The 16992-nt window shown below is 69.7% G+C and carries 14 protein-coding genes; 2 read left to right on the forward strand and 12 right to left on the reverse strand.

The window, feature by feature from the left end:
- Positions 1-104: 104 nt before the first annotated feature.
- From AC1PLR_RS12115 to AC1PLR_RS12140, 6 genes are all read right to left on the reverse strand, one after another.
- The gene (locus tag AC1PLR_RS12115) at positions 105-1565 is read right to left on the reverse strand and encodes an efflux transporter outer membrane subunit (protein WP_481101146.1); all 1461 of its coding nucleotides are present in this window, start codon (positions 1563-1565) and stop codon (positions 105-107) included.
- Positions 1559-2293 (reverse strand): SDR family oxidoreductase, encoded by a 735-nt coding sequence (locus AC1PLR_RS12120; RefSeq protein WP_010344281.1) that lies wholly within the window; start codon positions 2291-2293, stop codon positions 1559-1561. Before AC1PLR_RS12120 ends, AC1PLR_RS12115 begins: the two co-directional genes overlap by 7 nt.
- 31 nt (positions 2294-2324) lie before the next feature.
- Complete coding sequence (locus AC1PLR_RS12125) at positions 2325-5495, reverse strand: efflux RND transporter permease subunit (protein ID WP_481101147.1); 3171 nt, start codon at positions 5493-5495, stop codon at positions 2325-2327.
- Between the two features lie 135 nt (positions 5496-5630).
- The gene (locus AC1PLR_RS12130; protein WP_481103587.1) at positions 5631-6824 is read right to left on the reverse strand and encodes an efflux RND transporter periplasmic adaptor subunit; all 1194 of its coding nucleotides are present in this window, start codon (positions 6822-6824) and stop codon (positions 5631-5633) included.
- Between the two features lie 11 nt (positions 6825-6835).
- A complete protein-coding gene (locus AC1PLR_RS12135; RefSeq protein WP_481101148.1) occupies positions 6836-7609 on the reverse strand; it encodes an SDR family NAD(P)-dependent oxidoreductase in 774 nt (257 codons plus the stop codon).
- The gene (locus AC1PLR_RS12140; RefSeq protein WP_420009633.1) at positions 7606-7830 is read right to left on the reverse strand and encodes a hypothetical protein; all 225 of its coding nucleotides are present in this window, start codon (positions 7828-7830) and stop codon (positions 7606-7608) included. The genes AC1PLR_RS12135 and AC1PLR_RS12140 overlap by 4 nt, the downstream gene beginning before the upstream one ends.
- A 126-nt stretch (positions 7831-7956) precedes the next feature.
- Between AC1PLR_RS12140 and AC1PLR_RS12145 the strand changes: the two genes are divergently transcribed.
- On the forward strand, positions 7957-9054 hold the full coding sequence (locus tag AC1PLR_RS12145) for a LysR family transcriptional regulator (protein ID WP_481101149.1): 1098 nt from the start codon (positions 7957-7959) through the stop codon (positions 9052-9054).
- A gap of 90 nt (positions 9055-9144) precedes the next feature.
- Here AC1PLR_RS12145 and AC1PLR_RS12150 read toward each other — a convergent pair whose 3' ends face one another.
- The 3 genes from AC1PLR_RS12150 to AC1PLR_RS12160 all read right to left on the reverse strand — a co-directional run bounded on the left by AC1PLR_RS12150 (position 9145) and on the right by AC1PLR_RS12160 (position 12916).
- Complete coding sequence (locus tag AC1PLR_RS12150) at positions 9145-9849, reverse strand: YiaD family glycine zipper/OmpA-like lipoprotein (RefSeq protein ID WP_010344429.1); 705 nt, start codon at positions 9847-9849, stop codon at positions 9145-9147.
- 95 nt (positions 9850-9944) lie between these two features.
- The gene (locus tag AC1PLR_RS12155; RefSeq protein ID WP_481101150.1) at positions 9945-11399 is read right to left on the reverse strand and encodes a WS/DGAT/MGAT family O-acyltransferase; all 1455 of its coding nucleotides are present in this window, start codon (positions 11397-11399) and stop codon (positions 9945-9947) included.
- 95 nt (positions 11400-11494) lie between these two features.
- Complete coding sequence (locus tag AC1PLR_RS12160; protein WP_481101151.1) at positions 11495-12916, reverse strand: cryptochrome/photolyase family protein; 1422 nt, start codon at positions 12914-12916, stop codon at positions 11495-11497.
- A gap of 499 nt (positions 12917-13415) precedes the next feature.
- On the opposite strand from AC1PLR_RS12160, the gene AC1PLR_RS12165 reads away from it, so the two are divergent.
- Positions 13416-13928, forward strand: coding sequence for a hypothetical protein (locus tag AC1PLR_RS12165; protein ID WP_481101152.1), 513 nt, complete (start codon positions 13416-13418; stop codon positions 13926-13928).
- A 91-nt stretch (positions 13929-14019) separates the two neighbouring features.
- Here the strand turns inward: AC1PLR_RS12165 and AC1PLR_RS12170 are convergent, their stop codons facing one another.
- The 3 genes from AC1PLR_RS12170 to AC1PLR_RS12180 form a co-directional block, all read right to left on the reverse strand.
- A complete protein-coding gene (locus AC1PLR_RS12170; protein WP_017909018.1) occupies positions 14020-15438 on the reverse strand; it encodes a replicative DNA helicase in 1419 nt (472 codons plus the stop codon).
- A 260-nt stretch (positions 15439-15698) separates the two neighbouring features.
- The gene (locus tag AC1PLR_RS12175) at positions 15699-16253 is read right to left on the reverse strand and encodes an NADPH-dependent FMN reductase (RefSeq protein ID WP_481101153.1); all 555 of its coding nucleotides are present in this window, start codon (positions 16251-16253) and stop codon (positions 15699-15701) included.
- Between the two features lie 52 nt (positions 16254-16305).
- The gene (locus AC1PLR_RS12180; protein WP_010344423.1) at positions 16306-16983 is read right to left on the reverse strand and encodes a glutathione S-transferase family protein; all 678 of its coding nucleotides are present in this window, start codon (positions 16981-16983) and stop codon (positions 16306-16308) included.
- Positions 16984-16992: the final 9 nt, after the last annotated feature.

The following is a 16992-nucleotide window of genomic DNA, read 5'->3' on the forward strand; positions in this document are numbered from 1 at the left end:
CCCGTACCGGCCTGATGCTGACAAAAAGCAGATGAAAAGAGGTGCCGAGAAGGCCGCGGTGCGTGCAGTCGACCCGCACCGCGGCCTTTGAGTAGCCTGCCCGCTCAGCGTGCCTGCAGCGCAGGCGCCGCCCCCGCGGCGGTTGCGACGTCCCTGCTGCCGGCGTCCGTGCCCGCATCCTGGCCCCAGCCGCCTAGCGCCTTGTACACCCGCACCACGCCGATGTTGACCGCCGCCTCGGCGTCGGCCAGGTCGGCCTCGGCGGTCAGTTGCGTGCGCTGCGCATCGAGCAGGGTCAGGAAATCCTCCGAGCCTTCGCGATAGCGGATCTGCGCCAGCGCTTCGGCCCGCTGCGCGGCCTGCGTCTGCTCGGCCACGATCGCCAGCCGCGCCTGTTCGTGGGCGTACGCGGTCAAGGCGTTCTCGGTGTCCTCCAGCGCGGCGAGCACGGTCTTCTCGTAGTCGGCGGCGGCGCCGTCGGCCTGCGCCTCGCTCGCGCGCAGGCGTGCGCGCACGCTGCCCAGGTCGAACGCCGCCCATTGGATCGAGGGCGTCAGCGACCACGCCTTGCTGCGGCCATGCAGCAGGGCGCCGGCGTCGCCGGAGAGGAAGCCGACGAAGCCGGACAGGCTGATCCGCGGGAACAGATCGGCGGTGGCCACGCCGACGCGCGCGGTCGCCGCCGCCAGGTTGCGTTCGGCGATGCGCACGTCGGGACGCCGGCGCAGCAACTGCGTGGTGTCGCCCAGCGGCAAGGTCCGTGCATAGGCCGGGGTCGGCTGCGGCGCCAGCAATGCATCGAGCGTGCCCGGCGGCTTGCCCAGCAGCACCGCCAGCCGGTGCCGCGCCTGCGCGGCATCGACTTCCAGAAGCGGGATGTCGGCCTCGATCGCCTTCAGCCGCGCGCGGCTGCTCTGCACGTCCAGCTCGCTGCCCGCGCCCAGCCGCCAACGGGTCTCGGTCAGGCGCTGGGTGTCGCGCAGGTTGTCCAGCGTGGTGCGCGCCAGGGCGATGCGCTTCTGCGTGCCGCGCAGGGCGAAGTAGTTGCGTGCGATCTCCGCGGCCACGGTGACCTGGGCGTCGGCCAGGCCGGCCTGCTCGGCCTCCAGGTTCGCGCGCGCGGCTTCGCTGGCACGGCGCTGGCGCCCGAACAGGTCCAGCTCCCAACCGGCATCGAAACCGAGCCGGTAGCTCTCGGTGAGCACGCGTGCGCCGCCGGCATCGGCATCCGGGGCCTTGCCGCGGGTGTAGTCGCCGCCGGCGGTCACGTGCGGCGCCTGGTCCAGGCGCTGCTCGGCGAAGACCGCGCGCGCCTCGTGCACGCGCGCCAGGGCGATGCGCAGGTCGAGGTTGGCGACCAGACCGTCGTGCACCAGTTGCTCCAGCACCGGATCGTCGAACTGCGCCCACCAGGACGCGACCGGCGAATCGGTCGCGAACACCGGCGACGCCGTGCCCTGCAGCGTCACCGGCGGCTGCGCCGGTGCATGGTAGTCGGGGCCGACGCTGGCGCAGGCGCTGAGCAGCGCCAGCGCCAGCGCGCCGAGTGCGGGCCGGATCACCATGGCAGCACCTGTCCGACGTGGGTGTAGCTGCCGGTGGGGCCGTCCGCGTCGAGCAGCGCCATCATCACGCTGCTGCGCGCACCGTCGGCCACTTCCAGCTCGCCCTCGCCTGCGTTCATGTCGGTCTTCACGTAGCCGGGGTGGATGGTGTTGACCTTGATCGGGGTCTCGCGCAGTTCGTAGGCCAGCTGGATGGTCCAGGCGTTTACCGCGCTCTTGGACACGTTGTACGCGGGCACCTTGAAGTCGTAGATCGGCGAGCCCGGCTGGCTGTGCAGCGTCAGCGAGCCGAGCAGGCTGGAGACGTTAACGATGCGCGCGGCCGGCGCCTCGCGCAGCAGCGGCAGGAACGCCTGGGTGACGGCGATCAGGCCGAACAGGTTGGTGTCGAAGGTCTCGCGCCAGGACTCCAGCGACTGCTGCGACACGCTCAGGCGCAGGTCGTCGCGCAGGATGCCGGCGTTGTTGACCAGGATGTCCAGCCGCCCGTGGCGTGCGCGCACGGTCTCCACCGCGGCGGCGATGCTGGCGGCGTCGGTGACGTCCAGGGTCAGCGGCTCCACCGGCAGGCCTTCGCCCTGCAGTTCCAGCGCCGCGGCGCTGGCACGGGTCGCGTCGCGCCCGGCCAGCAGGGTGTGCACGCCGGCCTCGGCCAGCTGGCGCACGGTGTGCAGGCCGATGCCGCGGGTGGCGCCGGTGACCAGGGCGATCTTGTGTGCTGCGTTCATTGCGAAACTCCTGAGAAGGATGGAAAAGGAATCAGCCGTGCGCCGGCGCGTCGGCGTGGGCCGGCGCATGCGAGACCAGCGGCCGCCCGGCCAGCTTGCGCAGGGCGACGTAGAACACGGGGGTAAGGAACAGACCGAACAGGGTCACGCCCAGCATGCCGGCGAACACGGTGATGCCGGTGGCAGAGCGCACTTCCGCGCCGGCGCCATGCGAGAACACCAGCGGCACCGTGCCGGCGATGAAGGCGATGGACGTCATCACGATCGGGCGCAGGCGCAGGCGGCAGGCCTGCAGCGCCGATTCGACGATGCCCTTGCCCTGCAACTCCAGTTCGCGGGCGAACTCGACGATCAGGATCGCGTTCTTGCACGCCAGGCCCATCAGCACCACCAGGCCCACCTGCACGAACACGTTGTTGTCGCCGCCGCTCAGCCACACCCCGAACAACGCCGACAGCAGGGTCATCGGCACGATCAGGATCACCGCAAGCGGCAGCGTCCAGCTCTCGTACAGCGCAGCCAGCACCAGGAACGCCAGCAGCACCGCCAGCGGGAACACCACCAGCGCCGCATTGCCCTGGGTCGCCTGCTGGTAGCTCAGGTCGGTCCACTCGATCTCCATGCCGTTGGGCAGCACCTGCTTGGCGATCTGGGTGATCTTGGCCATCGCCTCGGCCGAGGACAGCGCACGCGCATCGGCTTCGCCGGCCAGGTCGGCGGCCGGATAGCCGTTGTAGCGCAGCACCGGGTCGGGGCCGTAGGTCTGCTTGATGGTGACCATCGAGCCGATCGGCACCATTTCGCCGTTGGCATTGCGGGTGCGCAAACGGGCGATGTCCTCCACGCTCTCGCGGAACGGCGCATCGGCCTGGGCGATCACCTGCCAGGTGCGGCCGAACTGGTTGAAGTCGTTGACGTAGGTCGAGCCCAGGTAGGTCTGCAAGGTATCGAACAGATCGGTCAGGGCCACGCCCTGGGCCTTGGCCTTGACCCGGTCGACCTCGGCGTCGAGCTGCGGCACGTTGGCCTGATACGTGCCGATCGGGAAGCTCATGCCCGGGGTCTGCGCCACCGCACCCTGCATCGTGCTGACCGCGTTCTGCAGCGCGCCGTAGCCCAGGTTGGCGCGGTCCTCGATGAACAGCTGGTAGCCGTTGCCGTTGCCCAGGCCGAGGATCGGCGGCGGCATGAAGGCGAACGACATGCCCTCGCCCAGCTGCGAAATGCGCTGGTTGATCTCGGCATTGATTTCCAGCGCACTGCGGTGGCGCTCGGCGAACGGCTTCAGCGGCAGGAACACCACGCCGGTATTGGGCGTATTGGTGAACTGCAGCGCGTTGAGGCCCGGAAACGAGATCGCGTGGGCCACGCCGTCAGTCTGCATGGCGATGGTGGCGACCTTGCGCAGCATCGCGTCGGTGCGCTCGATCGAGGCGCCTTCCGGCAACTTCACACCGGCGATCAGGTACATCTTGTCCTGGGTCGGGATGAAGCCGCCCGGCACCGCCTTGAACATCAGCCCGGTGACCAGCAGCAGCACCACGTACACCGCGAACACCGCGCCGCGGCGGCCGAGGATGCGCGACACCGCGCCCTGGTAGCGGTCGGAGCTGCGATGGAAGAAGCGGTTGAACGGGCGGAACAGCCAGTTGCCGAACAGCCGCTCCATGCCGCGCGACAGGCGGTCCTTGGGCGCGTCGTGGCTTCGCAGCAGGCGCGCGGCCAGCGCCGGCGACAGGGTCAGCGAGTTGATCGCCGAGATCACCGTGGAGATGGCGATGGTCACCGCGAACTGCTTGTAGAACTGCCCGGTCACCCCGGACAGGAACGCCATCGGCACGAACACCGCGCACAGCACCAGCGCGATGGCGATGATCGGGCCGGACACCTCGCGCATGGCCTGGTGGGCGGCCGCCAGCGGGCTCAGCCCCTCCTCGATGTTGCGCTCCACGTTCTCCACCACCACGATCGCATCGTCGACCACGATGCCGATCGCCAGCACCAGCCCGAACAGGGTCAGCGTGTTGATCGAGAAGCCCAGCAGGTACAGCGCGGCGAAGGTGCCGACCACCGACACGGGCACCGCGATCAGCGGAATGATCGAGGCGCGCCAGGTCTGCAGGAACAGGATCACCACCAGCACCACCAGCAGCACCGCCTCCAGCAGGGTGTGCACCACCGCGCTGATCGAATCGCGCACGAAGATGGTGGTGTCGTACACCGCCTCGTACTTCACGTCGTCGGGGAACTGCTTGGTCAGCTCGTCCATCTTGGCGATGACCTGGTCGCGGATCTGCAGCGCATTGGCGCCCGGCGCCTGGAAGATGCCGATGCCGACCGCGTTCTTGCCGTCCAGCTGCGCACGCAGGGTGTAGTCGCCGGCGCCCAGTTGCAGACGGGCGACGTCGGACAGGCGCACGGTCTGGCCGTCGGCACCGACCTTGAGCACGATGTCGCCGAACTCCTGTTCGGTGCGCAGGCGGCCCTGCGCGTTGATCAGGGTCAGGAACTTGCTCTGCGGCATCGGCTCGGCGCCGAGCTGGCCGGCGGACACCTGCACGTTCTGCTCGCGCATCGCCGCGACCACGTCGCTGGCGGTGAGGCCGCGTGCGGCCACCCGTTCCGGGTCCAGCCAGGCACGCATCGCGTAGTCGCCGCCGCCGAACACCTGCGCATCGCCCACGCCCTGGATCCGCGCCAGCGCGTCCTTGACGTGCAGACGCGCGTAGTTGCGCAGGTACAGGCTGTCGTACTTGCCCTTGGGCGAGGTCAGGTGCACCACCATCAGGAAGGTCGGCGACTGCTTCTGCGTGGTCACGCCCTGCCGGCGCACGTCCTCGGGCAGGCGCGCCTGTGCCTGCGCGACGCGGTTCTGCACCTTGACCGCGGCATCGTCCGGGTCGGTGCCCGGGCGGAAGGTCACGGTCATCTGCAGCACGCCGTCGGAGCCGGCGACCGACTTGATGTACATCATGTTCTCGACGCCGTTGATCGCTTCCTCCAGCGGCGTGGCGACGGTCTCGGCGATGACCTTGGGGTTGGCGCCCGGATACACCGTGCGCACCACCACCGAAGGCGGCACCACGTCCGGGTATTCGCCGATGGGCAGCAGCGGGATGGCGATCAGGCCCGCGGCGAAGATGACGATCGACAGCACGGCGGCGAAGATCGGCCGGTCGATGAAGAATCTGGAAAAGTCCATGGGTGGTGGTCCTGGAAACGGTTGAAACGGGGGGCCGGGCGCGGACGCAGGCATGCCGGCGGCGACACCGGGCCATCACTGGCCCGGTGGGCACGGCCGGCGGTGGCCGGCCGCTACTGCGTCGGCGCCCGCGACTCAGTCGAGGGCGACGGCCTGTCGCGGTGCGGCCGGGGACGTGGTCTGCAGCGCGATCGGCTTGGCCTGCACCGGCATGCCGGGCATGAACACCTTCTGCACGCCATCGACGATGACCTTGTCGCCGGCGGACAGGCCGCTGCGCACGATGCGCAGGCCCTCGGCGCTGCGGCCGAGCTGCACGTCGCGCCGCTGCGCCTTGCCGTCCTTGTCGACCACGTAGACGTACTTGCGGTCCTGGTCGGTGAGCACCGCGCGGTCGTCGATCAGCACCGCGTCGAAGCGGCCGCTGCCGAGCAGCCGCACCCGCGCGAACAGGCCGGGCGTGAAGCGACGGTCGGCGTTGTCCAGCAGCGCGCGCACGTGGATGGTGCCGGTGCTGCGCACCAGTTGGTTGTCGAGGAAATCGACCTTGCCGGCATGCGGATAGCCGTCCTCGCCGACCAGGCCGACCTGCACCGGCAGGCTGCCATCGCGTTCGCTCGGGCGCTGGCCGTCGCGCGCCATCTGCGCATAGCGCAGGAAGGTGCCTTCGTCGGCATCGAAGTACACGTGCACCTTGTCCAGCGACACCAGCGTGGTCAGCACGCTGGCGCTGTCGCCGGCGGTGACCAGGTTGCCGGCGGTGACCATCGCGCGGCCGGCGCGGCCGTCGATCGGCGCGCGCACCTGGGTCCATTCCAGGTTCAAACGTGCGCTGTCCACTGCCGCCTGCGCGGCCAACACGTCGGCCTGCGCCTGCTCGGCGGCGGCGCGCTTCTGTTCCCAGTTCTCGGTGGAGATGGCCTGCTGCTCGGACAGGGTCTTGGCGCGCGCGGCCTCGCTGGCGCTGAGTTTGGCCTGGGTGCGTGCGCGGGCCAGGTCGGCCTCGGCGCGCGCCAGTTCGGCGCGGTAGCTGCGCGCGTCGATGGTGAACAGCACATCGCCCTTCTTCACCTCCTGCCCTTCGACGTAATTGACCTTGTCGATGTAGCCGGAGACGCGCGGACGCAGGTCGACGTGTTCCACCGCCTCGACGCGGCCGCTGAACTCGTCCCACTGGCTGATCTGCTTCTGCAGCGCGGGCGCCACGCCCACGCTCGGCGGCGGCGGCGCACCCTGTTCGTTGGCCTTGCCGCCGCAGGCGGCCAGCGTGGCGGCCAGCAGCGCCACCGCCAGCGGGCGCAAGGCGCCCGGTAGCAGGCGCGACGGCATCGGAATCGGATTCATGGAGAGACCTCGTGGGTGGAGAAGGAAAACGGCAAGGGGGTGAGCAAGGCGCTGCGCGGCTGGGCGAAGTGGCGACGGTCGATCTCGACCAGCGCACGGTCCGGCCGCTGCGGTTCGGCGAGCAGGTGGACCACGGCGCGGCCGACGCCGAGGGTGGTGAACCACTCCGGGCAGTCGTCGATGGCGGCGTCGCTCCGGCACACCGGTTCGGACAGCGACAGCAGATGCACGTGCACGCCCAGCGGCTTGGCTTCCTCGTGCAGCACCTGGGCGAGCATGCGGATCGCCACCGCCGCCACCGAACTGTCGCCATGCCCGGACCAGGCGCGCAGCGCGCAGGGACTGCCCAGCAGCACGTAGCGGGCGCCGCGCTCGTGCTGCGCCAGCAGCGGCAGCAGATGCCGGGCGGCAGCCAGGTGCGGCAGCAGGTCGGCATCCAGGCGCTTGCGCAGCGCGCTCAGCGGCCGCTCCAGCAGGCGCCCCGGCCGCAGCGGGCTGCCGAGCGCGGCGACCACCCCGGCCAGCGGCCGCGGCCGCTGCGCGACCTCGGCGACCAGGGCCGCGGCAGCTGCGTCAGTGGCGACCGAGCCGGACAGCACGTCCAGGGCGGGTTCGTCGCGATGGCGTTCGCGCAGCGCGGCCAGGCGGGCACGGTCGCGCGCCACCGCCAGCACCGGGCTGCCCGCCTCCAGCAGCGCCTGCACCACCCCCTGCCCGACCGTGCCGCTGCCGCCGAGGACCAGGACCTCGGGGGCCAACGTCCCGCTCACGGGACTTTTCCTCCCGCGGACGGGACAATCGCGATGCGTCCCAGCCGATCGGTGCCGGACGCGCCCAGGCGCAGGCTGCTGCCGCCCTGCCGCCGCGGCGGCGGCGTGAACTCGCGAAACGCTTTCGGGTAAAGGGATTGCGCCGTCGCCACGGACGCGGAACGGCGCCGCGGCTGGCGATCGGGGCAGGCGAAAAACTGGAACAGGGTGCGCATCGACATGGGCAAAGACCGTCGGTAATGGCGAATGCGGACAAATTAGGCGCCAAAGCCGCACTTGATTAGTCCGAATTAAGGGGAATAATCGTCCCGCTATCGGTCCAATCGTCTCCACCTCAAGGAACCGCCATGAGCCACGATCTGAACGACACCCTGATCTTCGTCAAGGTGGTCGAGCAAGGCAGCTTCATCGCCGCGGCCAATGCCCTCGGCCTGCCCAAGACCACCGTCAGCCGCAAGGTGCAGGACCTGGAGGCGCGGCTGGGCGCGCGCCTGCTGCACCGGACCACGCGCCGACTCGGGCTGACCGAGGCCGGCGCGGTCTACCACGAGCACTGCCAGCGCATCGCCCGCGAACTGGAGGAAGCCGAGAGCGCGGTGGGCCAGTTGCAGGCCGGCCCGCGCGGCTGGCTGCGCTTCAGCGTGCCCTATTCGGCGGGCATCTCGTGGGTAGCGCCGATCCTGGGCGAATTCCACCGCCAGCATCCGGAAGTGCGCCTGGAAATGATCATGACCAGCGACAAGGTCGACCCGATCGCCGAAGGCGTGGACGTGGCCCTGCACATGGGCACGCTGCCGGATTCGACCATGGTCGCGCGCAAGCTCGCCACCTTCCGCACCCAGGTCTTCGCCAGTCCCTATTACATCGAACGCCACGGCGAACCGCTGCATCCGGACGACCTGCAGCACCACCGCACGCTGGCGCTGAGCAACGGCCGCGGCGGCGGCAACCGGCTGTGCTGGCCGCTGCGTAACGGCAAGCAGAGCGGCGAGTTCCTGGTCCAGCCGATCCTGCTGGCCAACGATTCGGCAGCGCTGATCGGCGGCCTGGTCTGCGGCGAAGGCCTGGTGCTGGCCAGCGATGCGACGATCAAGCCGCTGATCGAGGCCGGCAAGGCGCGGCGCGTGCTCGGCGGCTGGGTCGGGCCGGACCTGGACTTCAACGCGGTGTTCCCGGGCGGGCGCATGCTCTCGCCGAAGGTGCGCGCCTTCGTCGACTTCCTGGTCGACAAGCTCAACTTCGACGTCAGCTACATGATGGCGCAGTGCCCGGCCAAGCTGGCCACGCAGCAGGCGGAGGACGGCGCCGAGTTCACCCTGTGCAGCGGCGTGGCGATGAACACGCAGTCGCTGGCCACCCTGCCGCGCGTCGCCGCCGCACCTGCACCAGCGCCTGCGGCATCGGAAACCGAAGCCGAGGACGAAGAGGACGCCGCGCTGGTCTGAGCCGCGCGGCACACGGCGCTGCGCATCGGCAGCACGGAAACGCGAACGGGCCGCAGTGCGGCCCGTTCGTCGTTGCGGTCGGCGGATCGCTCAGCCGGCGGAGGAGCGCAGCGGCACCACGCGGATCTCCACCCGGCGGTTCTGCGCGCGGCCGGCTTCGGTGCTGTTGTCGGCGATCGGATACTTCTTGCCGGCGCCCAGGGTCTGGATGCGCTCGGGCTGCACGCCCTGTGCGGTCAGGTACGCGGCCACCGACGACGCGCGCTGTTCGGACAGGCGCTGGTTGACCGCATCGCTGCCGATGCTGTCGGTGTGGCCGACCACTTCGATCATGGTCTGGTTGTACTCGCCCAGGGTCTGGGCCACGCCGTTGAGCGCCGAATAGAACTGCGGCTTGAGCGTGGACTGGTTGAAGTCGAAGGTGATGCCGTCGGGCAGGTTGAGGGTGATGTTGTCGCCGTCGCGGCGTACGTCGATGCCGGTATTGGCGGTGCGCTCGCGCAGCGCGCGCTCCTGGCGATCCTGGTAGTTGCCGATCGCCGCGCCGCTGAGCGCGCCGATGCCGGCGCCGATCATCGCGTGCTGGCGGCGCTCGGTGGCGCTGCTGCCGCTGAGCAGACCGGCGGCCACGCCGACTGCGGTGCCGATCAGCGCGCCGCGGCCGGTGCGGTTCTGCTGCTCGGTGGGATTGCCGTACTGGTCGCGCTGCACGTAGGAGCCGCCGGTGGCGCAGGCGGACAGCACCAGCGCACTGGCCAGGGCAACGGATATGCCGCGGAGGGCGGTCGTTTTCATCGTGTTCTCTCCCGAACCTGGATGGACGTGGCGGCAGCATAAACAGCGCCACGCGAGGCGCGGATGAACGCGACCACGCGTCCAATGCACCTGGTTCAGGAAGACGGCAACAGGGTCTCGGCGTCCGCGGCGCGCAGCGGCTGCTCCCAATCGCTCATCAACGCCAGGTACAGCAGCTTCTCGAATTCGGCGCCGACCCGCCGCATCACCGCGTCCGGATCCGGGATCAGCCGCGCATCGCCGATCAGGCCGAAGTGCACGCGATGGTTGTAGCTCATGATCGACACGCCGACGCCGATCGACCCGGTCTGCGGCACCCAGAACATCATCTCGCGCACGCGGCTGCCGGCCAGGTACAGCGGCTGCTGCGGCCCCGGCACGTTGGTCGCCACGGTGGTGGCCTTGCGGCTGAACAGGTCCAGCGCCGCCGACTGCAGCGCCGCCGGCGCCATGCCCACCGCCGCGAGCAGGCCGAACACCACCATCGCCTGCCGCGACTGCTTGAGCTGCTGCATCGACTCGGCCACGCACTGCAGCCGGCGCACCGGATTGGCCTCGCCCACCGGCAGGTCCAGGAACACCAGGCCGAAGTGGTTGCCGAGCTTGCGCGCGTGCTCCAGCGGGCGCAGGTTGACCGGCACCGTGGCGCGCAGGGTCACCCCGTCCAGGCGTTCGCCGCGTTCGAGCATGTAGTCGCGCAAGGCGCCAGCCATGGTCGCCATCAGCACATCGTTGACCGTGCAGTCGCAGGCGCGGCCGACCGCCTTGACCTCGTCCAGGTCCAGCGGTTCGGCCCAGGCCACGCGCTTGCTGACGCCGAGGCGGCCGCGCAGCAGCGTCGGCGGATCGTCGGCCAGCAGCAAGGCATTGACCAGTTCGCGACCGATCAGCCCGCCTTCGCGTGCCAGCATCTGCGGCAGGTTCGGGTCCTGCGCCATCGCCCGGCCCTTGTCGAGCATGCGCCCGCCGAGCTTGAGGTAGCGGTCCACCGCACCGACCCGGCGCACGACCTCCTTGCCGTCGTCCTTGAGCCAGGCGCGCTCGAGCTGCGCCGACGGCTCAGGAGTACGCTGGGTATCGGTCAGCGACAGCAGCACCTGCACCAGGGCGATGCCGTCGGCATAGCTGTGGTGGATGCGCGCCACCAGCGCCGAGCCGCCTTCATAGCGTTCGATCAGGTGGAACTGCCACAGCGGCTTGGTCTTGTCCAAGGGCGTGGACGCCATCTGCCCGGCGAAGCGCTCCAGCGCCTTCTTCTGCCCGCGCCCGGGCAAGGCCGACAGGCGTACGTGCCAGTCCAGATCGAAATCGTCGTCGCGCTGCCAGTACGCGCCGGTGGCGGTCTCCACCGGCTTCTGCAGGAACCGCGGAAAGGCCAGGAAGCGCTTGCGCACCAGTTGCTTGAGCGCAGGCAGGGTCAGCGGCTCGTCGAACATCAGCACGCCGGTGATCATCATCGGATTGGTCGGCCGGTCCATCCGCAACCAGGCGGTGTCCACGCGCGACATCGGTTCGCGCTGCGGCTTGCGGCGAGCTGAGCTGGTGGCCATGCGGGCTCCTGTCCGAGCCCGGAGTGAATCATGGCCCCGCGAAGGGCGTCAATCGCGCCTGCGGCCGTGCTGCGCCGCGCAACACGGCGCGATGTTCAACCGGCGGCGGTCTCGCGGTACGCGGCCAGCGCCGCGTCGCGGCCGGCGGCCAGGTCCACGATCGGCTGACGCGGATACTGCGGCGCAGCCTGCGCCAGCCGCTGCGGCACCTGCCAGGGCGCGAAGCGATCGGCCAACGGCAGCGCCGCCAGTTCCGGCACCCAGCGCGCGATGTACTCGCCCTTCGGATCGAACTTCTGCGCCTGGGTCACCGGATTGAACACGCGGAAATACGGCGCGGCGTCGGCGCCGGTCCCGGCCACCCACTGCCAGCCCAGCGTGTTGTTGGCCAGGTCGGCATCGACCAGGGTGTCCCAGAACCAGCGCGCGCCTTCGGACCAGTGCACGCGCAGATGCTTGCACAGGTAGCTGGCGACGATCATGCGCACGCGGTTGTGCATCCAGCCGGTGTGCCACAGCTCGCGCAGGCCGGCATCGACGATCGGCACACCGGTGCGGCCGCGCTGCCAGGCATGCAACTGCGCGGGATCGGGCGTGGCCCAGCGGAAGCGCTCGAAACGCGGATTGAGGTTGCGCTCGGGCGTGTCCGGGAAATGGTGCAGCAGTTGATGGGCGAAGTCGCGCCAGCCGAGCTGGCGGATGTAGCCGTCGATGGCCGCGGCGGTGGCGGCACGGCGATGGCGCTCCAGAGTGGCGACGATGCGCCACGGGGCGATCTCGCCGAAATGCAGATGCGGCGACAGCCGCGAGGTGCCGATCTGATCCGGGCGGTCGCGGCCGTCGAGATAGTCGCGCAGCGCGCCGTCGACGAACACGTCCAGCGCCTCGTGCGCGCCCGCCTCGCCCGGCTGCCAGACCTCCCAGAAACCGCGGTCCCAGTCCAGCGTCGGCGCCAGACCGAGCCGCTCCAGCGGCAGGCTGTCCAGCGTCGCGGGCGGCGGCGGCAGCGTCTTCGGCGCGGCCTGCAACGCCGGCACCTGCCAGTGGCTCAGCGCGCTGCGCCAGAACGGCGTGAATACCTTGTACGGGCCGCCCTGCTGCGTCGCCAGTTGCCAGGGCTCGAACAGCAGCGCGCTGTTATGGCTGTGTACCTCCAGCCCCTGTTCGCGCAGTTCGCGCTTGAGCCGCGCATCGCGCGGCTGCGTGGCCGGCTCGTAGCGGCGGTTCCAGTACACCGCCTCCGCGCTGCAGTCGGCGATCACCTGGCGCAAGGCAGCCTCGGCCGGGCCCTGGCGCAGGATCAGGCGCGAACCGCGCGCGCGCAGTTGCGCATCCAGCGCCGCCAGCGAGCGCTGCAGCCAACTGCGCGAGGCCGCGCCCGCGGCCCATGCGCCCTCGTCCTCCGGGCTGTGCAGGTAAACCGGCACCGGCGTGTGCCCGGCATCCAGCGCGGCCTGCAGGGCGGGTTGATCGTGCAGGCGCAGGTCGCGCCGGAACCAGACGATGGCGTAGCTCATGCGAGGGGACGCAGCGAAGGACGCGCCATGATACGGATCGGGTGCAGCGGCCAGGTGAGCATGCGGCAACGCAACGGCATGCGTCTGCACGCTGCCGTGCCTGGCCCGATGCGGGCCGCGCTGACCGGATTTCGTAGACATCGCCACGCGCCGCGCGCGTGCGTCTCATCCGCCCTGCTATAACGCCGAGGCGGGCGCCGTCATGTCGAAGCGGCGCCGCGACCGCTGCTGTTGGACGACGTTCCGGGGAAGGACGTCCTCCATGCTTTCGCTGCACCGCGCACGACACGGCCACGGCCGTCTCGCGCGCACGGGGAACATCCGCCATCGCTTCTGCGACCTCACGGCCACCACGGCCGGCGAGCGCGGCTGCGTGCGGCCCGAACCGCCCGCGCCCGGACCTGCATCGCCAGGGCCGCGACGCGCTGCGGGCAGCCAACGGCGCAGCCCGGTCATGCCCATCGCCGACATCCGCAACACCCTCAGGAGAGCAAGACCCATGGACAAGCGCATCGCAAAAGCCGCCCTCACCCTCGCGCTGAGCCTCGCCGCCCCGCTGGCGATGGCGTGCGAGCCCGAACCCGGGCTGCAGCAGAACGAAGTCTCGCAAGGCGACACCGAACCATCGTGTGGCGGTGGCGGTGGCGGCGGCAGCACGCCGGTCTACACGCTGCAGGGCGTGATCCAGAACCAGGGCTACGAGTCCGACAACCGTCCGGCCGGTGGCAAGCGTCTGAAGATCCGCGCCTACTCGCGCTTCGCCAACGCCAACAACGACCGCGTCGACGCCAACTACATCAACGTGCGCTGCAACGCCTACGACCCGTACGGCAACGGCTACACCACCGATTACGACGAGGAAGGCAACGGCGCCCTGGTCGACGTGCACTTCACGTCGAACTTCGTCTACGGCGCATACCGCAAGATCACCGTGGTCTGCACCCATCATGCCGAGTACGGCGCCAACACCTACGACACCACTAGCAACGCCCAGATCGACATTCCCTACTGATCCTCGCTGCCTCCGCACGCACGCCGGCGTCCGCAGCCTTGCGTGCGGGCGCCGCGCGTCGCGACCGCTGCCCGCAGGTGCGGGCGGCGGCTTACTCGAACGCGCCCACCGAGTCGTGGGCGAGATTGTCGAAGCGGGTGTATTCGCCGAAGAACTTGAGCTTGCACGACCCGGTCGGGCCGCCGCGGTGCTTGCCGATGATGATTTCGGCCAGGCCCTTGTCCGGCGAATTTTCCTTGTTGTAGTAGTCGTCGCGGTAGATGAACACGATCATGTCCGCGTCCTGCTCGATCGCGCCGGATTCGCGCAGGTCCGCCATCACCGGGCGCTTGTCGGTGCGGGTTTCCAGCGAGCGGTTGAGCTGCGACAGCGCGATCACCGGCACGCCGAGTTCCTTGGCCAAGCCCTTGAGCGAGCGCGAGATCTCCGAGATCTCGGTGGCGCGGTTCTCGCTGTTGCCGGGTACCGACATCAGCTGCAGGTAGTCGATCACGATCAGGCCGAGGTCGTGCTCGCGCTTGAGCCGGCGCGCCTTGGAGCGCAGCACTTCCGGCGACACGCCCGGCGTGTCGTCGATGAAGATCTTGGTCTCCTTGAGCATCTTGATCGCGCCGGTGACGCGCGCCCAGTCCTCGTCCTCGAGCTGGCCGGTGCGCAGGCGTTGCGCGTTGATGCGGCCGTTGGAGGAGATCAGGCGCATCGCCAGCTGCGAGGCCGACATTTCCATCGAGAACACCGCCACCGCCTTCTTCGACTTGATCGCCGCGTACTCGGCGATGTTCAGCGCGAAGGTGGTCTTGCCCATCGCCGGACGCGCGGCGAGGATGATCAGGTCGGTCGGCTGCAGGCCGGCGGTCATTGCGTCGAAGTCGTTGTAGCCGGTCGGCAGGCCGGTGATGTTGCCGCCGTTCTCGAAGCGGTTGCGCAGTTCCTCGAATGCGTCCTTCAACGCGCCCGGCATCGCCACGAAGTCGCTGCGCCCGCGCGCGCCGGCCTCGGCGATCTGGAATACGGCCTTTTCCGCCGACGCCAGCAGCTCCGAGCTCTCGCGCCCTTCCGGCTGGAATCCGTCGTTGACGATAGTGGTGCCGACCTCGATCAGCTGCCGCAGCACCGCCTTGTCGCGGACGATTTCCGCGTAGGCGACGATGTTGGCAGCCGACGGCGTGGTGCTGGCCAGTTCGATCAGGTAAGCGCCGTCGCCGACCATCTCCAGCTTGCCCTGCGATTCGAACCACTCGCCCAGGGTCACCGCGTCGAACGGGCGCCCCTTCTCGGCCAGCTCGCGGATCGCGCGGTAGATCAACTGGTGATCGCGCCGGTAGAAATCGTTCTCGGTCAACTGATCGTTGACGCGATCGTAGGCATCCGGCGCCAGCATCAGGCCGCCGAGCACGGCCTGTTCGGCCTCGATCGAGTGCGGCGGCACGCGCAACTGGTCGAGACGCGGCTCGCTGCGTTCGCTGCGCTCGCTCTTGCGATCGCCGCGGTAGCCGGGACGGGCGGACATAGGCTGGGTCTTCTCTGTGGGGCGCGGGCGCCGGGCGCGGCCTCACCGCGGCCCGGGCACCGATTTTAGTCGCCGCGCCCGGCGGGGGCTAGGGCGAGGCTTAACACAGGGCGCCCGCCTCAGCGGCGGCACGTGCGTCCCGCCTCGCCAGAGGCTGGGGACAAGTCTGGGGGCAAGCGGTTGAGAACCTCACCGAGACCGCGTCGCACAAGGCCCGTCCCGCCCCATCCGCGCACCACGATACGCGCCGGGATGGCGCTTCAGGCCTGCAGTTCGTCGATCCAGGCAATGAACTTGTCCACGAAACCAGCGAGGAACTTGCGGGTGCGCTCGTCGTCGATCGCGCCGTCCTCGGCGATCAGCCCCTCCTTGAACTGCAGAAAGATCTCCGGCTGCCCCAACACCGGCATGTCCAGGTAGGCCAGCACGTTGCGCAAGTGCTGTTGCGCCAGGGCGGTGCCGATCGCCCCGGGCGAGGTGCCGCACACGGCGGCCGGCTTGCCGGCGAAGGCGCTCTCGCCGTACGGACGCGAGCCCAGGTCGATGGCGTTCTTGAGCACGCCGGGGATGGAGCGGTTGTACTCCGGGGTGACGAACAGCACCGCGTCGGCGCCGCTGACCTGCGTCTTCAGGCGCCGGCCCTGCGCCGGATAGTCGTGGTCGTGGTCCTGGTTGTACAGCGGCAGGTCGCCGATCTCGACGTACTCGAAGCGCGCACGGTCGTCGGCAAGTCGCTCCAGCGCGTGCGCCAGGCGCCGGTTGAACGATTCCTTGCGCAGGCTGCCGACGAAGACGGCGATGCGGTACTGGCTCATGGCGTTGCTCCAGACTGAATGGATCTTCAGGCTAGCCGCCGCCGCGCGGCAGTCAGGTGAACGCCGTTGACGTCCCGGTCTGCGCCAAACGTGCCTGCACGTCCTCCGGCAGCGGCGGCAGCGCCACGAAACCCGGCGTCGCGCGCACCCGCTGCAGCCAGTCGCACAGCGCCGGATACTGCGTCAGTGCGATGCCGGCATCGCCAGCGCAATGGGTGTAGGCGAACAATGCGATATCGGCGATGCCATAGGCCGGGCCGGTGAACCAGGCCTGCGCCTGCAGATGCTGCTCCATCACCGCCAGCGCCCGCATCGCGCCCTCGCGCAGGCGTGGGAGTTCGGCGCGCCGCGGCGAGTCGGGCGGCGTCCAGCCGCAGACGAAGCGTGCCACCGCCACGTAGGGCTCGTGACTGTACTGCTCGAAGAACAGCCAGCTCAGCGCCTGCGCCCGCTGCCAGGGATCGGCGGGCAGATAGCCGGTGCCCTCGGCCAGCCAGCACAGGATGGCGTTGGATTCGGCCAACACGCGGCCGTCCTCGCGCTCGAGCAGCGGCACCTTGCCGTTGGGATTCTTGGCCAGGAAGGCGGGAGTGCGGGTCTGGCCGTTGGCGCTGTCGATCTCGATCCAGCGGTAGCCGCAGCCGAGCTGATCCAGCAGCAGCCGCACCTTGTAGCAGTTGCCGGACAGCGCCATGCCGTACACGGTCAGGGGAAAACGTTCGGATGCCATGCGCTGCTC

The sequence above is a fragment of the Xanthomonas sp. NCPPB 3570 genome (assembly GCF_056725115.1).